Consider the following 18,279-nt stretch of genomic DNA (forward strand, 5'->3'; position numbering starts at 1 on the left):
GGGCAAGGGAATGAGCGGGTTCAATGAAGTTTATTACGTTGCTTGTGGCAATAGCTATGAAGAGCAAATGAGATTGTCAATTAATAAAAAGTCTGATGGCTATTTTTTTTATGGTGAAATAACCAAAGAAGGAGAGCCTATATTCTTTGAGCCTAGCTTTCAAGAGCGAAATAAAAAACTGGGTATTGCTTCAGTAAAAACAGACGTAATGTTCGACGGGCCGAGCTTTGTTGTTAACAAAAATATAAAAAAAGAGTTGGATAAATATGATTTGCACGGTATTCAGCTATGTCCTGCTATAGTTATTGAATCAACAGGATGGGATGAAGGATACTGGTATTTAAATATTTATCAGTATCTTGATTGTTGGGATAAAGATAAATCGATCACTCGACCTCTAAAAGCTGGAAGAGATATTGAAGATACGAAAGTACTAAAATATCACCTTGATAAAAGTGTACTAAATAAAATTCCAGAAGCTAATCGTATGATATTTAAGATGGGTGGGGGTTTTTATAGCCATATATTTATACATGAAAAACTTGTCACCTACTTCTTGAAAAATAATATTACAGGAATACGCTTTTTTAAAGTATCTGACTTTGAAGAAGGGATGCAAATCTAGAACTATAAAATTAAATGTCAAAAAATTACAATGAAGAATACTATATACTTCTCACGGATTACAATGAAAATACATTGTATACAATGCCGCTAGAGCGAAGTGCGACTCGTCACTTTGGTATTAAAAAGCTTAATTGGGGAGATGGGCCTCTTTTTTTTGAGAACTGTTACAAGGAAAGGGATGCTTTGAATAATTTTACACGTCCAATTACGGACGTATTTTTTGATGCTACAGTACCTATTATAAACTCAAAAATAAGAGATAAGTTAAAGTTTTTATATCTAAAAGATATGCAACTTTATCCTGCTGTTTTTATTAATGATGAAGGAGTTTATATAGAAGACTATTGGTATATGAACTTTTGGCAAGAACTTGACTGTTGGGATCGGGAAAAGTCAAAGATAGAAACATTCACAGCAGAAGAAATGTTAGATCCAGATTATTTAGAGGACTGTGAGATATATAAATATCATTTAGATAGTGAAGTCTTGGATAAAATCCCAGAAGAAGAGCGCTTGATATTTAAACAAGCAGGTGGTGTAAAGTATATTTTTGTTCATCAAACGGTTGCAGATATCTTTTTTGAGGAGAAGGCGACAGGCGTTAACTTAGTCAAAGTATCCGACTTTGAAGAAGGGATGCAGTTTTAGTTTGCCAACTAGTTAGGAGACTACTTTACATAAAGGTTGGAAGTGCAATGACAAGAGATTTTAACGACCAATATTACATCATTTTAAAAAATTATAGCGAAGTAACATTGCACCTTACAGCTTTGCAAAAGTCAGCGGATAGAGACTTTGAATTTGAGCGATTAATTTGGGGACAAGAGCCGCTTTTCTTTGAAAATAGCTACAAACAAGAAGATATCAAAAGAAATATCAAAAGGCCTATCCCAGCCGTTATGCTAAACATGGTGACTCCTATAATTAGTAGCCAAGTTAGAGAGCGGCTAAAATTTTTTAATTTTGTCGGGATGCAGCTATATCCAGCTGTGTACATTGACGATGGTGGTAACTATCACGAAGACTATTGGTGCATGAACTTTTGGCAAGAGCTGGATTGTTGGGATAGAGAAAAGTCTAAAACAGAGAAAGCGACGAAAGAAGAATTGGCAGATCCATACTTTATGTCGAGAATCGACGTTTATAAATACCACTTAGATAGTGAAGTATTGGATAAAATCCCAGAGGAAGAGCGTTTGATATTTAAACAAGCTGGTGGTCTGAAATATGTCTTTGTCCATCAAAAAATTGCAGATATCTTTTTTGAGGAGAAGGCGACAGGCGTTAGCTTAGTCAAAGTATCCGACTTTGAAGAAGGGATGCAGTTTTAGCCATACACCTGAGTAGAATAAAAAATAAAACCCGCGGAGCGGGTTTTATTTTTTAAAAGCTGTGCCTATTTTTATTCGCTTTCCAATTCCTCATCTGGCGTATCAGGGCGCTGTCGTTCGACAAAAATAGTGGCCAGCAGGGTGGTGATCACACAGGAGAGTAAAATCGACTTTAAGACTTCGTAGTTTTTATATACCCAGCTCCAACTCCAAAAGGGCTTAGATGCCTCTTCGGACACACCAAAAAAGAGATCCATATAGCGAATCAAGTTTTCACCAAAAGCGGCTAAATCGACCAATACAAATGCAAAGAAAATACCGTATAGAATTGGGTCAGCATAAGTCATATAAATGGATCGCCAATTGTCAGGATTAGTAAAGCGCATATAGCGCAAAGACAAACGAACTCTATGTTTAAGTAATAGTAAAGCTGTTAAATCTAGTAAGAAATACACTCCAAAAATAGAAAAGTTTGCTAGATGTGCTTCTAAACCCTCTTTTCGCATGACTAAAGCTAATTCTACGGCACTTAATTCGATCAGCGTAAATATAAACAGCACAACAGAAATATGCTTTAAGTTCACTAATTGCTTTGAAAATGAGCTAAAAATAACTATCACAGCTAACATGATAAAGTTTGCATAATTGTTTAGCGCTATATAAAAATAAGAGAGTGAAACTGCAATTAATATTGCGATCAAAAAAAAGTATGAAGATAGCTTCATTGCGATTCCTTATAATACCGATAATTTAGCGAAATTTTTCTGTTACTTCTTATGAACTTTTTCACTTTTATTCTCTTAAATATTTATCAGCTGGAAGCTGCGTTTTAACCCGGCTTGGAGTTCTCATTCTCAACTCTAGGATCATCAGCTTTAGCTCCACCGGTACCGCCAAAAACTTTTCTACTATCTCTATGCTGGATTAGCTTTGGGCGAGAAGTGTGTGGTTCTGAAGATGCTGTTGTAAGTCTTGGGTCATCACCTTTGGTTCCACTGCTTCCACCTACCACTCGGGTAGTTGAGCTTTTCTCCAGTTGAAACTTGTAATCTGATGACTGTGCTATTGGTTCGCATTTTACCTTTGGCTCTGCGACTTTATTGTCACCACTTCCACCAACCACCTGATTAACTGAGTCAGCACTAAGTGATGATTTTTTATTTGGTGTTATGAAGTCATTTTGTACTTTAGGGTCATCAGCTTGTCCTCCTGTTGTGCCACCAATCACCTGATTAACTGAATCAGCACTAAGTGATGATTTTTTATTTGGTGTTATGGAGTCGTTTTGTACTCTAGGGTCATCAGCTTGTCCTCCTGTTGTGCCACCAATCACCTGATTAACTGAATCAGCACTAAGTGATGATTGTTTACTTGGCGCTGCTGAGTCACTTTCGACTTTTGGATCTTTTACTTTTGGCCCAAGCGATCCACCAGATACCCTGTTAGCTTGTTTTTGGGAAAGTGCTGTTAAAGTTACGAGTCGGTTAGCTATATTTTTTATAAAAAAGCGCATAATGACGTCCTTTCTAAGTTAAGTTTTGCGGTGTTTAATTTCCACTCCACTTTACTCCTTAACAATAAAGTTGAAAACATCGTGTTGCAAATGGACCTTATTCGTAACTTTATTGTTTGCCATTGTGGTGAGGGGCAATGAAAGTGCGCATCTTTCATTTGCCGTTATCCTCGTTGCTTGATTTGTTATTTCGCGGTGTGGGAGATTTGCGCCATAATTTGGCGTCGTCAATTTTGTCTCTTAGGGCAAGGATTTGTTCTCTAAGTGGATTGAGGTTGATGCCGCAGGCGTCGCACCATACTTCAAAATATTCGTAGGGAAATTTGCTTACGCCTTTTTCGTAGTTTTCGTAAGTGCCACGCTCCACGCCGACCAAGTTAGCCATTTCTTGCGTGGTTTTGCCGGCGACTTTGCGCATGCGGCGCAGGTCGTCTCCTGTAAAGCGCTTATCAAATTTCCCCACCAACTCAATCCTTTTTGCCTGTCGCACTCGCGTCACAAACAGCATCAACCCCTATGTAGCCGGATGTATGCTATTTGTTTGTCTCTATTGTTCGCTTAACCAAGTTGCATTTTTGTATCTAAACCGTAAACGCGAGTCTATCGTAGAAAATTTCTTTTTCAAGAGTAGTCCGTCTAAAAATGAACATTTTGTTGCATTTAATTAATCTTCGCTCGATTTTTTAGGCGAAGCCTGAGATGAGTAACTCATTATTTAACTGAGGTGTTGCGATGATGATTTTGGCGTTTTTAATTAATTTACAAATAAATTCAAAAAAATTTTCTTCGCGCAGATTTTTGCTCGAAGCTTTTGTTACTTTAGTGTGAAATAAAGTGACATGTTGGAGAGCAATATGGATTATCTACGCCAATATCATGACTTAACGATTTATTACGATGCCCTCAAGAAGGCGGCAAGGCAGGGTGACGAGGTGCCAGACACCACAACTAAATGGTTAGCACTGGTGGAAACAACCTTGTTTGAACTGCAAGAGCTTGCCCATATGGAAAAGGCTTACATGCAGAAGTCAAAAACGATGAATAATCTGGTTGAGTTGGTGTATTCCAGTGCCCCAAGCATGGAGTAACTAAAAGGGTAATTGCTTTTTGAGTTTTTGCGGTGAGGGGGGAACGTTTTACTCTAATTTTACGTTCCCCCTTTTTTCTTTTTGTGCGTGTTTATCGCCTTATGTGTAGGCGATAAACGGGTCGTACTATAGTTCGTAAGTAAAACTTAAACCATAAACGCGTGGCTCGCCGTACTGTACATAGGTATTGTCTTGCCAGCCGTCTAGTGGATTATTACCAAACCTAAAGCCACGTACCACAATGTCTTCGTCTGCAAGATTTCTACCCCAAGCCGTTAATGACCAGTTGTCACCATAGTAACTAAGGCTTGCGTTGATCAGGTTATGATTACGCGCTTGCTCGTTGTGACTATCCGAGAGGTAATAGTTGTCTTTGCCTTCCACACCTAATTCAACCACTAGGTTATCCATTAACTCGTAATTGACGGCAAACGAGTATTGATAATTTGGCGCTTGTGCTTGGTCGCGACCATCAAGGTTAAGGCCACTGGCAGCCACAAAGTCTTCAATCTCGGTCTCTAAATAGCCTGCGCTATAGCTAAAACCAAGACGGTCCGTGTATTGCAGGTTACCTTCAACTTCTAGGCCGTAGTTACTGCCTTTACTGGCGTTGTCGATGTAGCCTGCAAATTGCTGGTTAGAAACTTGCCATTGTTTTAACTGGATATCATCGCGTTGCATATAAAACGCGGTAACCCGCACAAGGTGACGCTTGTCTTCAGACTCACCTTTTACACCAAACTCAGCGTTCCAAACATACTCAGGGTCAAAGTAATGGTGTTCGGCCGGAATGTTTAAACCTTCATCTTTGGCTTTTGCCAGTGCTTCGCCGTTTACACCGCCGACTTTGTAACCGCGAGTAAGGCTGGTGTAGATCATAGTGCGCGGTACAACTTGATATTCAAGTGCGACTTTTCCGCCCCACATTACATCATCGGTTTCGATACTAAAGCCGTTACTATCTATATAGTCAGCGTCATATTGCTCTGCGCGAAGACCACCGATTAGGCGAGTTTTGTCTGAAAGGTGATGCACGTATTGACCAAAAATCGCCTTACTTTCTACGGTGTATGCTGATGTAAATGGGTTCTCAAGCCAAGTGTAATGACGGGTCAAATCAACATCGTTACGCTTTGCAAAAACACCTATCACCCAGTCATTTTGCTTATCTTTGATTAAAAATTCTATGTTGCCATTTTCATGGTTACGCTCGTAGGCATCGGTTGAGCTATATCCTTCAGGGTGTAATCCTGCTGCGCATAGCGCTGGCTGAGCTGCGTCATTACAGACCCAATCTTCGTCGTAGCTATATAAAGTATCAGCATCTAGCCCAGATACTTTAAATTCGACATTGAATAAGTCTGAGCGAGTATAAATTCCGCGTAGTGAAAACGCATCGGAGCTGAGGTTGTCTTGGCCCGGGTCATCAGCAACACTGTTACGTGAATTATCCAGGGTGAAACCGTCGTACCCGTTTTCAGTATCAATATGGTGATAAGCAAACTCTAGTGCGAGATTATCGCTCACTTGAGAGTTAAGTTTCACTCTTGCTACTTGCTCGTCTTGTTGCTGAGTGGGTTTGTTTAGGTAGAGGTTATCTACGTAACCGTCAGACTCTCGTTGATAGAGGCTGACGCGCACAGCGGTGTCGTCGCTTAACCCTGTGCCCGCCGCAAGGCCTGCTTCGTAGCTACTATAATTACCTGCGCCTAACTTCACTTTTAATGAGGGCGCTGTGGTAGCGGCTTGGGTATTTACTTCAACGATTCCTGCTAAAGCATCAGAACCGAATTTAGTGCCTTGAGGGCCGCGATACACCACCACTGACTCAGTATCAAAAAGCAGCGCACTTGCGCCTAATCCAGAATAATTAATACCGTCAATTAATAAGCCAACGCTGGGATAAATAGGATCAACAAACTGTGAACGTAAGCCGATACCACGGATTTGCATAAAGCGACCACGAGACGCACCTGCCGTAAAGTTAACGTTAGCGGTGGCACCTAGTATCTCATCTAAATATTGCGCACCACGCTTAGCGATAGTGAGTTCGTCAACCACCGAAGCGCTTGCACTTAATGTCTGGATAGTTTCATTCTGAAAATCGCCAGTGACGACAATGGTTTCTAGGTTATCGTCGGCAAGTACCTGATGAGAGAAAAATGGCAGCAGTGCCAAGGTGATCGTAGAGAGTTTTAACTTCATGCTTAATCTTTGTCCCATTTTTAATTGGGCACAGTTTAACAAAAGCCAGACCAGTTGACAGTGAAATTGTGTTATATGTTAGCCCGCAAATGTTAAACAAATAGGCCAGATATGAGTTTTAAAGTTGATTTTAAAGTCCGAGACTATGAGTGTGACTTACAGGGAATAGTTAATAACAGCGTGTATTTTAATTATTTAGAGCATGCAAGACATGAGTTTTTATTGGCGAATAACGTTGATTTTGCAGCGCTTGCAGAGCAAAAAGTGAACTTAGTCGTTATTCGTAGCGAAATGAATTACAAAGACTCGTTACGTCCAGGCGATGCGTTTTATGTTGAAGTCGCACTTGAGCGTGAAAGCAGAGTAAAGTTTGCATTTAAGCAAAAAGTGATAAGAGCGTATGACAATAAACTCATGCTTGATGCTGTGGTCACTGGAACTTCGGTGAATGAGCGCGGTAGACCGTTTTTACCAGACGCTATTACACACTTATTTAATTAGGGCCTGTTTATCTTTCAAGTCAGGCCCTAAATACTACGATATGTAAACATGGCGACGGTAAAATACTCAATTGAGAGATTTTTACAGAATTTTACTGCTATTTTTGTATCTTGAAACGTTATAATAAACTCAGGGCATAAAATAGATGGTTTACCATGAAATTCATCAGCATAATCGGCGCAATAATGGCGCTTAGTGGATGTATATCGACAGGGAAGGTAGACACGGAAGCGCTTAAGTATTCCGCTTGGCAGTTACAGAGTATTAATGGCCAAAATATTACGCAATTACAATCAGACGCTGGACTTGGTGAAAAGCCTATTGATATTCGTTTTATCGATGCACTGCAAGTCAATGGTTTTGCGGGTTGTAATCGCTTTTTTGGCGAAGGCGAAATTGTCGAAGGGCAGTTAAAAGTTAAAAACTTAGGCATGACGCGTAAGTACTGTGGTGAAGAAATCGCTCAGGTTGAATTGCAGCTTATTAACCAATTACAAATTGGTGTCTTGCTTGAAGTAAATGCTAATAAGTTGACCTTAAAAGGAAAACCTCAGTTTAGTTTTATTAAACAATAAGCTGAAAATAAGAATTCCAGTGTCAGTGCTTGCGAGCTTTCGTGTTAGCAAGTAGACTGGCGCTAATTCGTTACTTGTCGGAGTGCCTTGAATTTTTGCAGCAAATTTGTTGCAGATAGTCGGGCTGAGATCGCATTTTGCGGGATCCGTGGACCTGATCAGGTTAATGCCTGCGTAGGGAACAAGACAGCAAACGCGCTGCGTTTGTCTGTAGCAATAGTGGTTTATTGCTATCCACCTTACCCGAGGACTATCCTCGTCTCTCTCCTGTTGGAGATCTGACAAGACACCTTTGTATGAAAATAAGAGGGACGTCATGTCAAACAATAGTAGCAAGCTAAGTCGTCGTGAAGCGCGAGCAGCCGCGGCAGAATTTATCCATAACCTTAAAGGCCAACCTTTTCCAAACTCACATAAAGTTTATGTGGAGGGTGAGCAAGCAGGCGTACGCGTTGGTATGCGTGAAATCACACTAAGAGATTCGTTTGTCGGTGGCACCGAAGAAAATCCCGTATTTGAATCAAACGATCCCATTCGTGTTTATGATACTTCAGGTCCATACACAGATCCTGAAGTACCGGTTGACGTTCGTGCTGGTCTTCCTAAATTTAGAGAGCAGTGGATAGTTGAGCGCGATGATACTGAAATGCTAGAGTCGGTGACGTCACAGTTTTCTCAGCAGCGTATGGCGGATGAAGGACTTGATCATATTCGCTTTGAACATTTACCTAAAATTCGCCGTGCCAAGGCGGGTAAAAATGTCACGCAAATGTACTATGCCCGCCAAGGCATAGTGACGCCTGAAATGGAATATGTGGCGATCCGTGAAAATATGGGACGCGCTAAGTTGCGTGAAGAATTGCTCGCGCAGCAACACAAAGGCCAATCGTTTGGAGCCAGTATTCCTGAGTTTATTACGCCTGAATTTGTGCGTGATGAAATCGCCCGTGGTCGTGCTGTACTACCAAACAATATCAATCACCCTGAGACTGAGCCGATGATCATCGGACGTAACTTCTTAGTCAAAGTTAACGCCAATATTGGTAACTCATCAGTGACCTCTTCTATCGAAGAAGAAGTGGAAAAAATGGTATGGTCGACCCGTTGGGGTGCAGATACCGTAATGGATCTGTCGACAGGGCGCTACATTCATGAGACCCGCGAGTGGGTGGTACGTAACTCTCCTGTGCCTATCGGTACGGTTCCAATCTATCAGGCACTAGAAAAAGTGAATGGCGTTGCCGAAGATCTAACGTGGGAGATCTTCCGCGATACCTTGATTGAGCAAGCTGAGCAAGGCGTGGATTACTTTACCATCCACGCGGGAGTACTACTGCGTTACGTGCCGATGACGGCAAAACGCGTGACCGGTATTGTGTCTCGCGGTGGTTCAATTATGGCGAAGTGGTGTTTAGCGCATCACAAAGAAAACTTCCTCTACACGCACTTTGAAGACATCTGTGAAATCTTAAAGCAATACGATGTTTGTTTCTCGTTAGGTGATGGCTTGCGTCCGGGTTCTATTGCCGATGCCAATGATGAAGCGCAATTTAGCGAACTGCGTACCCTTGGTGAGTTAACTAAGCTTGCGTGGAAACACGATGTTCAGGTCTTTATTGAAGGCCCAGGACACGTGCCGATGCATATGATCAAAGAGAATATGGAAGAGCAGCTAAAGCACTGCGATGAAGCACCGTTTTACACGCTTGGTCCACTCACAACCGATATCGCTCCGGGTTATGATCACTTCACCTCTGGGATTGGTGCGGCGCAAATTGCGTGGTATGGCTGTGCGATGCTGTGCTATGTGACACCAAAAGAACACTTAGGCTTACCGAATAAAGAAGATGTAAAAGAAGGCCTGATCACCTACAAGATCGCGGCGCATGCAGCGGATCTGGCGAAAGGCCATCCGGGCGCTCAAGTTCGTGACAATGCCTTGTCTAAAGCGCGTTTTGAGTTCCGCTGGCACGATCAGTTCAATCTCGGTCTAGATCCAGAGCGTGCTCGTGAATATCACGATGAGACCTTGCCACAAGAGTCGGGCAAAGTCGCTCATTTCTGCTCTATGTGTGGTCCTAAATTCTGCTCGATGAAGATCACTCAGGATGTGCGTGACTATGCAAAAGAGTTAGAAGCGCGAGGCATTGATCCTAATAATGTAGGCGAAGAGATCAGCATTAAAATGGTGGATGTTGAAGCCGAGATGAAAGCAAAATCAGAAGAGTTTAAGCAATCAGGCTCTGAGCTTTACCACAAAGCCTTATGATACCACTTTGTCTTAATACTTGCTCAATTTGAGGGAGTAAATCTGACGCTAACTGCGTTAAAAGTTTCTTATTTAGAACAACTAAATAGCAAAACTTTTGCCTTGTTATCGACAAGATTTTCTTGCCTCAAAATAGATCACTTAATAAAGCAAATTGGTATAACTCATCCCATCATAGCCACCTTGATGCCCGTCGGGTGGCTAATTTTAGGAGTGTAGCTATGTCTACTCAAGCACGTGTTGCTATCTTGGGTTTTGGCTTAACTGGGCGCATCGCCGCGTTGATGCTCGCTGAGCGCTATCAAATCAGCGTATTTGAACAAGCAAAGCAAGGTACGGAAAGCTCAGCAGGTAGTGTGGCGGCGGCCATGTTAGCGCCGTTGGCTGAATCTGTGATATGCGATGAAGCATTGGCGCTGCAAGGGCTGGAGTCCATGAAACTGTGGCCACAATTACTGGCGAAACTGGAAAATCCGGTATTTTTCCAGCAGCAAGGCTCTCTTATTGTGGCACATGGTCAAGACCGTGGTGATTTAGTGAGTTTTCAGCAGCGCTTAAAACCGTTAAGAGATCATAGCGCGGAAGTGGTAAATGGTACTCAGATCGCACAATTTGAACCAGAGCTTGGTGGTGTCTTCCATCAAGGCTTGTATTTACCTTGCGAAGGCCAGCTTGATAATCAGGCGTTTTATCAAAGTAGTGCGGCAACGTTGACGAAGCAAGGGGTAGAGATTAACTACGGTGTCCATTGTGATGAAGGGCAAAAGGCGCAGCTTAGTCAAGCGTATGACTGGGTAATTGATTGTCGTGGTCTTGGTGCGAAAGCCTCGTGTAATGGGCTTCGTGGCGTACGCGGCGAAGTGGCGAGAATTTATGCCCCAGAAGTGACCTTGACTCGACCTGTGCGCTTGATGCACCCAAGATACCCCATTTACATTGCGCCAAAGCCAGACCATCAGTTTGTTATTGGTGCGACGGAAATTGAGTCGCAAGATAATGGTGAGATAACGGTACGTTCTACACTCGAATTACTCTCTGCTGCTTATTCAGTTCATCGTGGGTTTGCCGAAGCGCGAGTATTGTCTTTATTAGCAGGACTTAGACCTGCGTTTAAAGATAATCACCCCAAAATTGAACAACAAGGTAATGTGATCAGTATCAATGGCTTATATAGACACGGTTATCTGCTGGCACCGCTTATCGTGAAACAAGCACTATCTAAGGAGTTATTATGAAAGTCGAATTTAATGGCGAAACGATTAATATCAACCGCGAGCAAAATATTCAGGAATTTATTGAAGCCAGAGGTGCCAAGCCGCCTTTTGCCGTCGCGCTTAATGGTACTTTTGTTTCCCGCACGGAGCTGCCAAGCGTGACATTGAGCGACGGCGATAAGATTGAGCTTTTATCGCCAATTCAAGGGGGATAAATATGCAGTCTTTGACTGATACTAAGCTCACTATTTATGGTGAACAATTTACTAGCCGCATGTTAATTGGCTCGGCACTTTATCCTTCTCCAGAGGTAATGCAGGCAGCTATCGCCACCTCGGGTGCTGAAATTGTTACTGTGTCGCTGAGACGCCAGCAAACTAAGCAGGCGGGTGATGACTTTTGGTCGCTTATTAAAGAGATGGGACTACGAGTCTTACCAAATACGGCTGGCTGCCATAGCGTAAAAGAAGCGGTGACCTTGGCGCAGATGTGCCGGGAAGTGTTTGCCACGGATTGGATTAAACTTGAACTCATTGGTGATGAATATAACTTACAGCCAGACCCAATTGCATTGCTCGAAGCCACCGAAATTTTGCTAAAAGACGGGTTTAAGGTATTGCCTTATTGCACTGATGATTTGGTGCTGTGTCAGCGTTTAGATGCACTTGGTTGTGAAGTTTTAATGCCTTGGGGCGCACCAATTGGTACGGGAAAAGGGCTGTTAAATCCATATAACCTGCAAACCATTCGCACGCGTTTACCTCATCAAACCTTGATTGTCGATGCGGGACTCGGCTTGCCGTCTCATGCTTGCCAAGCTCTAGAGCTGGGTTATGATGCCGTACTATTGAATTCGGCAGTGGCAGGGGCGGGCTGTCCTATCACCATGGCAAAAGCGTTTGAAGCCAGCACGGTTGCAGGGCGTCTGTCTTATTTGGCAAAAGCAATGCCACAAAAAGAGGTGGCATCACCTTCTACGCCAACCTTAGGCATGCCTTTTTGGCACGCAAACTAACTTGAATTGCGGATAACTACATAAGGAGTTCTCTTTGTCACACATCGTTTGGAGTATTGCGGGTTCTGATTCTGGCGGCGGCGCTGGTATTCAAGCGGATATCAAAGCAACGCAAAGCTTTAATGTTCATTGTTGTACCGTAGTAACTGCGTTGACGGCGCAAAATAGTTTAGGGGTGGAAGCGTTAAACCCGGTTTCGACCACAGTTATCGAATCTCAGCTGACGGCGCTTTCGCAAGATATGCCTGCAACGGTGATAAAGATTGGCATGCTCGCCAATGTTCAGCAGATCCAACTGATCGCTGAACACCTCGAGCATTATAAAGCAACATGGGAAAAGCCGCCGCTTGTGGTTTATGACCCAGTAGCCATCGCGACGAGCGGGGATTCATTAACCGAAGAAGACACGGTGGATGCGTTAAAAGCCCATTTATTACCGCTGGTGGATATCATTACACCCAATACACACGAAACTCAGCTGCTGACAGGCGTGTATTTGATAGGTCCTGATGCTGTCAAAGAGGCTGCTGCCAAATTGCGTGAATTCGGTGCAAAGTCGGTGATCATTAAAGGCGGTCATTGGGATTACCCAAAAGGCTACTGCATTGATTATGGCTTAGCGGATGATACTGAGTATTGGCTTGGCAATGAGAAAATTCAAACACCGCATAGCCATGGTACTGGGTGTAGTTTATCGTCAGTGATCGCGGCATGTATGGCCAAGGAGTACCCATTTAAAGATGCTTTTATTCTTGCAAAAGCGTATATCAACGCTGGATTAAAAGCGGCGATACGTTATGGCGAAGGTGTGGGCCCTGTTGCGCATACGAGTTTTCCAGTTGATCTTAATGATTATCCGCAAGTGATAGAAGCGGGCTCTTGGCTTGCTGATGAATTAGAGTTTGCTTTACCTGAGGAATTTAATTTTGCCGCAGGCTTTGCCAGCATTGACGACCCTATTGGCCTTTATGCCGTGGTAGACAGTGCAGACTGGGTGGAAAAATGTCTCGCTTTAGGTGTTGATACGGTGCAGCTGAGAATTAAAGATCCAGAGCAAGCTAATCTTGAAGCTGAAATACAAACCGCCATTGCACTTGGACAAAAATACGATGCGAAGGTGTTTATTAACGACTACTGGCAGTTAGCGATTAAACACGGCGCTTATGGAATTCATTTGGGCCAAGAGGATATCGATAAAGCTAATCTTGTTGTCATCCAAGAGGCAGGGCTGCGCTTAGGTATTTCGACCCATGGTTTTTATGAAATGCTCCGGGCACATAACTATCGCCCTAGTTATTTGGCTTTTGGTGCTATCTACCCAACCACGACCAAAGACATGACCGGCCAAATCCAAGGGCTGGAAAAGCTGACACATTTTGTGCCTTTGATGCAAAGCAGCTATCCAACAGTCGCTATTGGTGGCATTGACCTTAGTCGCATGCCAGAAGTGGCTGCAACTGGCGTATCTAGTATCGCGGTTGTAAGAGCCATCACTGAAGCCCAAGATCCACAACAGGCTGTACTTGAATTAAAGCAAGCTATGGCGCGGCATGACTGAACTCAATGACAAAGAGCGGCTAAGGTATAGTCGCCATTTGCTGTTAAAAGAGGTCGGTGAGCAAGGCCAGCTCGCATTGAAACAGGCGCATGTGGCTGTGGTTGGCTGCGGTGGGCTGGGAAGCCCTGCGTTGTTTTACTTAGCGGCGAGTGGCATTGGTAAGCTTACTTTTGTTGATGACGACGACGTGGAATTGTCTAACTTACAAAGGCAAATTCTGTATAAGGTGAACCACCTTGGCCAGCAAAAAGCCAAAGCAGCTGGAAAGGTGCTGGCAAGTCTTAATAACGAGATCGAACTAGTACCAATAAATGCGAGATTGACTGATAAGAACGTCGCCGAGTTGCTCCGTGATGCCGATATTGTCTTGGATTGCAGCGATAACTTTACTACCCGTTATTTGCTCAATAGGTATTGTCATCAAGCGAGCAAGGTGTTGATAGCAGGCGCTGCTATCGCTACACAAGGCCAACTCATGTGCTTTGATTTTAGGGCTGAGTCACCTTGTTATGCTTGCGTTTTCCCTGAGGGTTCGCAAACACCAGTGGAGAGTTGTGACAACTTTGGCGTCATTAGTCCATTACTGGGAGTGATCGGCGCGCAGCAAGCTTTATTGACCATAAATGTGCTACTTGGACATCATCAAGGAAGTGTATTTTGTACGCTAGAGGGTATGAGTTTGCAGCAAAAGCTGTATGGGCTCAGTAAAAACCCCGAGTGTGAATGTTGTGGCTTGAAGTAGTTTCAAGCCACTCATACCAATTAGTCTTAATACTTGCTCAATTTGAAGGAGTAAATCTGACGCTAACGGCGTTAAAAATTTCTTATTTAGAACAAACTAAATAGCAAAATTTTTGCCTTGTTATCGACAAGATGTTCTCGCCTCAAAATAGGTCACTTAATTAAGCAAATTGGTATAAAAGTAATTTACTCTGCTATTTTTGCGAAAGGCGTACCCATGCGTGTGACTGTCTCTGGGTTTTGGCCATCTAAGAACTCAGCCTTATTTGCCCCCCACGCTAAGATCACGGTAGAGCCAAGTTTAAAGCGACCCATCTCTTCGCCTTTTTTCAGCGTTATCGCGTTGTCACCTTCTGCTGGATATGTCCAAGTAAAGACATCACTTCCGGCTGGTGGTGTCACTGTACCGGCCCAAATCGTCTCAATGCTAGCGACGATAGTTGCACCAACCAATACCATAGAAAGCGGACCAATCTCAGTGTCAAAAATAGCAACAACTCGCTCGTTACGAGCAAATAAATTAGGCACATTTTGCGCGGTAAGTGGATTTACTGAGAATAAGTCGCCCGGTACATAAATCATTTTACGAAGTGTACCATCAACCGGCATATGGATACGGTGATAATCCTTCGGTGCTAGATAAATCGTTGCAAACTTACCACCAACATAAGGCGCAACGTCTTCTTCTTTACCGCCTAGCAGCGTCTGTAAGCTGTAGTTGTGACCCTTAGCTTGGATAATCTGACCATCGACGACATCACCAAGTTGGCTGATTGCGCCATCAACTGGGTGGGCAAGGATATCGCTCTCTTCTGCCAAAGGACGGATCCCCGGCTTCAGTGGACGGGTAAAAAACTCGTTAAAGGTTTTGTAGTGAGCTGGATCTTCGTGCAATGCCTCGCTCATGTCGATTTTATATTGTTTGATAAACAGCTTAATTAGCTTTGTGGTTAAGGCGCCAGCTTCTGCTGCGGCAAGCTTACCAACCAAACGAGAAACCGCATGTTTAGGTAATGCATATTGCATGGCAATTTTTAGTTTATCCAAATTCACTTTTAACAGTTCCTAATTATTAGTCTTGTCACTTTCGCTTTTTTGTATTGCGAAGTGGCTATCGGGCTCAAGTCATTGAGCCAATTTAGCAAATATTATCAGACTCTAGGCGCGCGCGCACCTGCGCGGCCATCGGCCATAGATTCTAAAATACGATGGTAACTTTCAAAACGTAATTCGCTGATTTTACCTTCATCTACGGCTTCACGAAGTAAGCATCCCGGATCGTTCAGGTGTTTACAGTCTCTAAAGCGGCAGCCGCCAATAAACTCTCTAAATTCTTTAAAGCACCAAGTGACGCGTTCCACGTCTAAGTGCCATAGGCCGAACTCACGGATCCCAGGGCTGTCGATCAGGTTTCCACCGGACGGTAAGTGGTGTAAGCGCGATACTGTGGTTGTATGTTGCCCTAAGCCACTATTTTCGGAGACTTCTTTGGTGAGAATATCTGCATTGGGCAGTACGGTATTGACCAACGTTGATTTGCCAACCCCTGATTGACCAACAAAAATGTTATTTTTGTCCTCAAGCATGTGTTTTAGCTCGTCAATGCCTTCGCCTGATTTTGTACTGACTAACAGTACGCGATAACCAAGCTCACGATATATATCTAAGACTTCATCAATATATTCGAGGCTTTCTTGGTCAAGCAAATCAATTTTATTGAGTAATAAAATCGGCTCTATCCCCATATCCTCACAAGCGACTAAATAGCGATCGATGATTTGAGGGGTAAATTCGGGCACAACGGCCGACACCATCAATATTTGGTCAATATTCGCAGCGACAACTTTCACACCGTCATAAAAATCCGGACGAGTGAGTTGTGTGCGCCTTTCATGTACAGCCTCAATTACGCCGGCTAAGTCACCATCACTGACCTTGGCACGACGAAAAATGACTTCATCACCGCAAACTAAGCTTGTTACGGTACGACGGATATTGCAACGCAAAACCTCTTGGTCTGTGGTTTCTATATCCGCATGTTGGCCGAAGCGGCTGATCACCACTGCGGCTTCTGTTGGCCCTAAGTTGTCGTTTTGCCATGAAACATCAGATACTTCTGTCTCTTTCGCTTTATCGATTCGCTTCTGATGATTGGCTCTAATCCGACGGGATTGGCCCTTACTGAGTTTCTTTTTCTTTGCCATGTTTATAATCTGTTTAAGCTTAGGCGTGCAGAGCGTTCAAATTTAGGCTATAAATCAATAAAACGCCGCGCATGGTAAAAAAAGCTTTAGGTCGAGTGTTTAAACTAATATGATATATCTAATTGCATTGGATCTAAAGGAAAGTACCGCTAAGGTAAAGTATGACTTTTCATGAATCAAACTTGATCTGGCTCGATCTAGAGATGACGGGGCTAGAACCGAAAACAGATAAAATCTTAGAAATCGCGACGGTGATCACAGACGGTGGTCTCAATGTTTTAGCTGAAGGTCCAGTAGTGGCAATTCATCAAAGTGATGAGCTGTTGGACAATATGGATGAGTGGTGCACCAATCAACATGGTCGCTCAGGTCTGACTGCTCGCTGTAAAGCGAGTAAGTTCACGGAAGCAGATGCAGTTAAGCAAACACTAGATTTCCTTAAAGAGTGGGTGCCGCCAGGTGCTTCTCCAATGTGTGGTAACTCTATTGGTCAAGACCGTAGATTCCTCAACAAATACATGCCAGAGCTAGAAGCTTATTTCCACTATCGCAATTTGGACGTCAGTACGATAAAAGAACTTGCGAGACGCTGGAAGCCTGAGCTATTGGGTGAGATAAAGAAAAAAAGCTCTCACTTAGCACTGGATGATATCAAAGACTCCATCATGGAGCTGAAAGTTTACCAAGAAAAATTCTTCAAAGTTTAAAAAACACTTGCAAAGCAAATTTTATCTTGTAGAATCCTGCCCCGCTTGAGATGACAAGCCTTGCGGGGTTTCTTGAGCATTAATAAAGCAGTATAAGCTAAGCTGTTATTAGGTAAAGCGCGACCTAGCGTAGTTACCGAACAATACAGAGCTAAATATTGTGATGCGGCACTAGCTCAGCTGCTACAGGTAAAGACGCGACCTAGCGTAGTTACCGACAACATAATGGGCTAACTATGGAATGCGGCACTAGCTCAGCTGGTAGAGCGCGACCTTGCCAAGGTCGAGGTCACGAGTTCGAACCTCGTGTGCCGCTCCAAACACTTGTTTTAGGTGTATAAACTAAAAAATGTGATGCAGCCTAGCTCAGCTGCTAAAACGTTAGACGCGACCCCAAGGTTGCGCCCAGCGGAAAACTAAGAGCTATATCGGAATGCGGCACTAGCTCAGCTGGTAGAGCGCGACCTTGCCAAGGTCGAGGTCACGAGTTCGAACCTCGTGTGCCGCTCCAAACACTTGCTTTAGGTGTATAAACTAAAAAATGTGATGCGGCACTAGCTCAGCTGCTTAAGGTAAGGACGCGACCTAGCGTAGTTACCAACAAATCCAGAGCTAAATATGTGATGCGGCACTAGCTCAGCTGCTACAGGTAAAGACGCGACCTAGCGTAGTTACCGACAAATCCAGAGCTAAATATGTGATGCGGCACTAGCTGTCTCTTATACACATCT

The 18,279-nt window shown here is 43.4% G+C and carries 19 protein-coding genes, 2 tRNA genes and 1 riboswitch; of the genes, 15 read left to right on the forward strand and 6 right to left on the reverse strand.

The genetic code is table 11. The features are described from left to right. Positions 1-10 precede the first annotated feature (10 nt). The 3 genes from BB427_RS09715 to BB427_RS09725 are packed head-to-tail and all read left to right on the forward strand — an operon-like array spanning position 11 to position 1,958. A complete protein-coding gene (locus BB427_RS09715; RefSeq protein ID WP_069020538.1) occupies positions 11-625 on the forward strand; it encodes an imm11 family protein in 615 nt (204 codons plus the stop codon). Positions 626-639: 14 nt separating this feature from the next. Continuing rightward, complete coding sequence (locus tag BB427_RS09720) at positions 640-1,275, forward strand: imm11 family protein (RefSeq protein ID WP_069020539.1); 636 nt, start codon at positions 640-642, stop codon at positions 1,273-1,275. 47 nt (positions 1,276-1,322) lie between these two features. Beyond that, positions 1,323-1,958: an imm11 family protein gene (locus tag BB427_RS09725; RefSeq protein ID WP_069020540.1), complete on the forward strand. Its 636-nt coding sequence runs from the start codon at positions 1,323-1,325 to the stop codon at positions 1,956-1,958. A 71-nt stretch (positions 1,959-2,029) separates the two neighbouring features. Here BB427_RS09725 and BB427_RS09730 read toward each other — a convergent pair whose 3' ends face one another. From BB427_RS09730 to BB427_RS09740, 3 genes are all read right to left on the reverse strand, one after another. After that, positions 2,030-2,683, reverse strand: a complete 654-nt coding sequence (locus BB427_RS09730) for a hypothetical protein (protein WP_069020541.1) — start codon at positions 2,681-2,683, stop codon at positions 2,030-2,032. A gap of 104 nt (positions 2,684-2,787) precedes the next feature. Further along, complete coding sequence (locus BB427_RS09735; RefSeq protein ID WP_069020542.1) at positions 2,788-3,471, reverse strand: hypothetical protein; 684 nt, start codon at positions 3,469-3,471, stop codon at positions 2,788-2,790. 154 nt (positions 3,472-3,625) lie between these two features. Continuing rightward, positions 3,626-3,979: a helix-turn-helix domain-containing protein gene (locus BB427_RS09740; RefSeq protein WP_069020543.1), complete on the reverse strand. Its 354-nt coding sequence runs from the start codon at positions 3,977-3,979 to the stop codon at positions 3,626-3,628. A 346-nt stretch (positions 3,980-4,325) separates the two neighbouring features. Here BB427_RS09740 and BB427_RS09745 point away from each other — a divergent pair, with 346 nt between their 5' ends. Continuing rightward, complete coding sequence (locus tag BB427_RS09745) at positions 4,326-4,559, forward strand: hypothetical protein (protein ID WP_010607079.1); 234 nt, start codon at positions 4,326-4,328, stop codon at positions 4,557-4,559. A 126-nt stretch (positions 4,560-4,685) separates the two neighbouring features. Here BB427_RS09745 and BB427_RS09750 read toward each other — a convergent pair whose 3' ends face one another. After that, complete coding sequence (locus BB427_RS09750) at positions 4,686-6,764, reverse strand: TonB-dependent receptor (RefSeq protein ID WP_069020544.1); 2,079 nt, start codon at positions 6,762-6,764, stop codon at positions 4,686-4,688. Positions 6,765-6,875: 111 nt separating this feature from the next. Here BB427_RS09750 and BB427_RS09755 point away from each other — a divergent pair, with 111 nt between their 5' ends. The 8 genes from BB427_RS09755 (at position 6,876) to BB427_RS09790 (ending at position 14,638) form a co-directional block, all read left to right on the forward strand. Further along, positions 6,876-7,265, forward strand: coding sequence for an acyl-CoA thioesterase (locus tag BB427_RS09755; protein ID WP_069020545.1), 390 nt, complete (start codon positions 6,876-6,878; stop codon positions 7,263-7,265). 155 nt (positions 7,266-7,420) lie between these two features. After that, positions 7,421-7,840 carry an META domain-containing protein gene (locus BB427_RS09760; RefSeq protein ID WP_069020546.1) on the forward strand — a complete coding sequence of 140 codons (420 nt, stop codon included), beginning with the start codon at positions 7,421-7,423 and terminating at the stop codon, positions 7,838-7,840. A 68-nt stretch (positions 7,841-7,908) separates the two neighbouring features. Then, positions 7,909-8,038: riboswitch (TPP riboswitch) on the forward strand. A 118-nt stretch (positions 8,039-8,156) separates the two neighbouring features. Beyond that, a complete protein-coding gene (thiC, locus tag BB427_RS09765; RefSeq protein WP_069020547.1) occupies positions 8,157-10,109 on the forward strand; it encodes a phosphomethylpyrimidine synthase ThiC in 1,953 nt (650 codons plus the stop codon). Positions 10,110-10,330: 221 nt separating this feature from the next. Continuing rightward, a complete protein-coding gene (locus BB427_RS09770) occupies positions 10,331-11,344 on the forward strand; it encodes an FAD-dependent oxidoreductase (protein WP_069020548.1) in 1,014 nt (337 codons plus the stop codon). Then, positions 11,341-11,538 carry a sulfur carrier protein ThiS gene (gene thiS, locus BB427_RS09775; protein ID WP_010368823.1) on the forward strand — a complete coding sequence of 66 codons (198 nt, stop codon included), beginning with the start codon at positions 11,341-11,343 and terminating at the stop codon, positions 11,536-11,538. Before BB427_RS09770 ends, thiS begins: the two co-directional genes overlap by 4 nt. 2 nt (positions 11,539-11,540) lie before the next feature. After that, positions 11,541-12,338, forward strand: a complete 798-nt coding sequence (locus BB427_RS09780; protein ID WP_069020549.1) for a thiazole synthase — start codon at positions 11,541-11,543, stop codon at positions 12,336-12,338. Between the two features lie 34 nt (positions 12,339-12,372). Beyond that, positions 12,373-13,896, forward strand: coding sequence for a thiamine phosphate synthase (gene thiE / locus BB427_RS09785; protein WP_069020550.1), 1,524 nt, complete (start codon positions 12,373-12,375; stop codon positions 13,894-13,896). Then, complete coding sequence (locus BB427_RS09790) at positions 13,889-14,638, forward strand: HesA/MoeB/ThiF family protein (protein WP_069020551.1); 750 nt, start codon at positions 13,889-13,891, stop codon at positions 14,636-14,638. The genes thiE and BB427_RS09790 overlap by 8 nt, the downstream gene beginning before the upstream one ends. Positions 14,639-14,823: 185 nt before the next feature. Here the strand turns inward: BB427_RS09790 and asd are convergent, their stop codons facing one another. Together asd and rsgA are read right to left on the reverse strand one after the other, a co-directional pair. Continuing rightward, a complete protein-coding gene (asd, locus tag BB427_RS09795) occupies positions 14,824-15,690 on the reverse strand; it encodes an archaetidylserine decarboxylase (protein WP_069020552.1) in 867 nt (288 codons plus the stop codon). Positions 15,691-15,788: 98 nt separating this feature from the next. Further along, on the reverse strand, positions 15,789-16,841 hold the full coding sequence (rsgA, locus tag BB427_RS09800; RefSeq protein ID WP_010607089.1) for a small ribosomal subunit biogenesis GTPase RsgA: 1,053 nt from the start codon (positions 16,839-16,841) through the stop codon (positions 15,789-15,791). 161 nt (positions 16,842-17,002) lie between these two features. On the opposite strand from rsgA, the gene orn reads away from it, so the two are divergent. The 3 genes from orn to BB427_RS09815 all read left to right on the forward strand — a co-directional run bounded on the left by orn (position 17,003) and on the right by BB427_RS09815 (position 18,059). Next, complete coding sequence (gene orn / locus BB427_RS09805) at positions 17,003-17,548, forward strand: oligoribonuclease (RefSeq protein ID WP_069020553.1); 546 nt, start codon at positions 17,003-17,005, stop codon at positions 17,546-17,548. Positions 17,549-17,791: 243 nt separating this feature from the next. Beyond that, positions 17,792-17,867, forward strand: a tRNA-Gly gene (locus BB427_RS09810). 116 nt (positions 17,868-17,983) lie between these two features. Further along, positions 17,984-18,059 (forward strand) — tRNA-Gly (locus BB427_RS09815). Positions 18,060-18,279: the final 220 nt, after the last annotated feature.

The sequence above is a fragment of the Pseudoalteromonas sp. BMB genome (assembly GCF_001709235.1).
In the GTDB taxonomy this organism is placed as follows: Bacteria; Pseudomonadota; Gammaproteobacteria; order Enterobacterales; family Alteromonadaceae; genus Pseudoalteromonas; species Pseudoalteromonas maricaloris.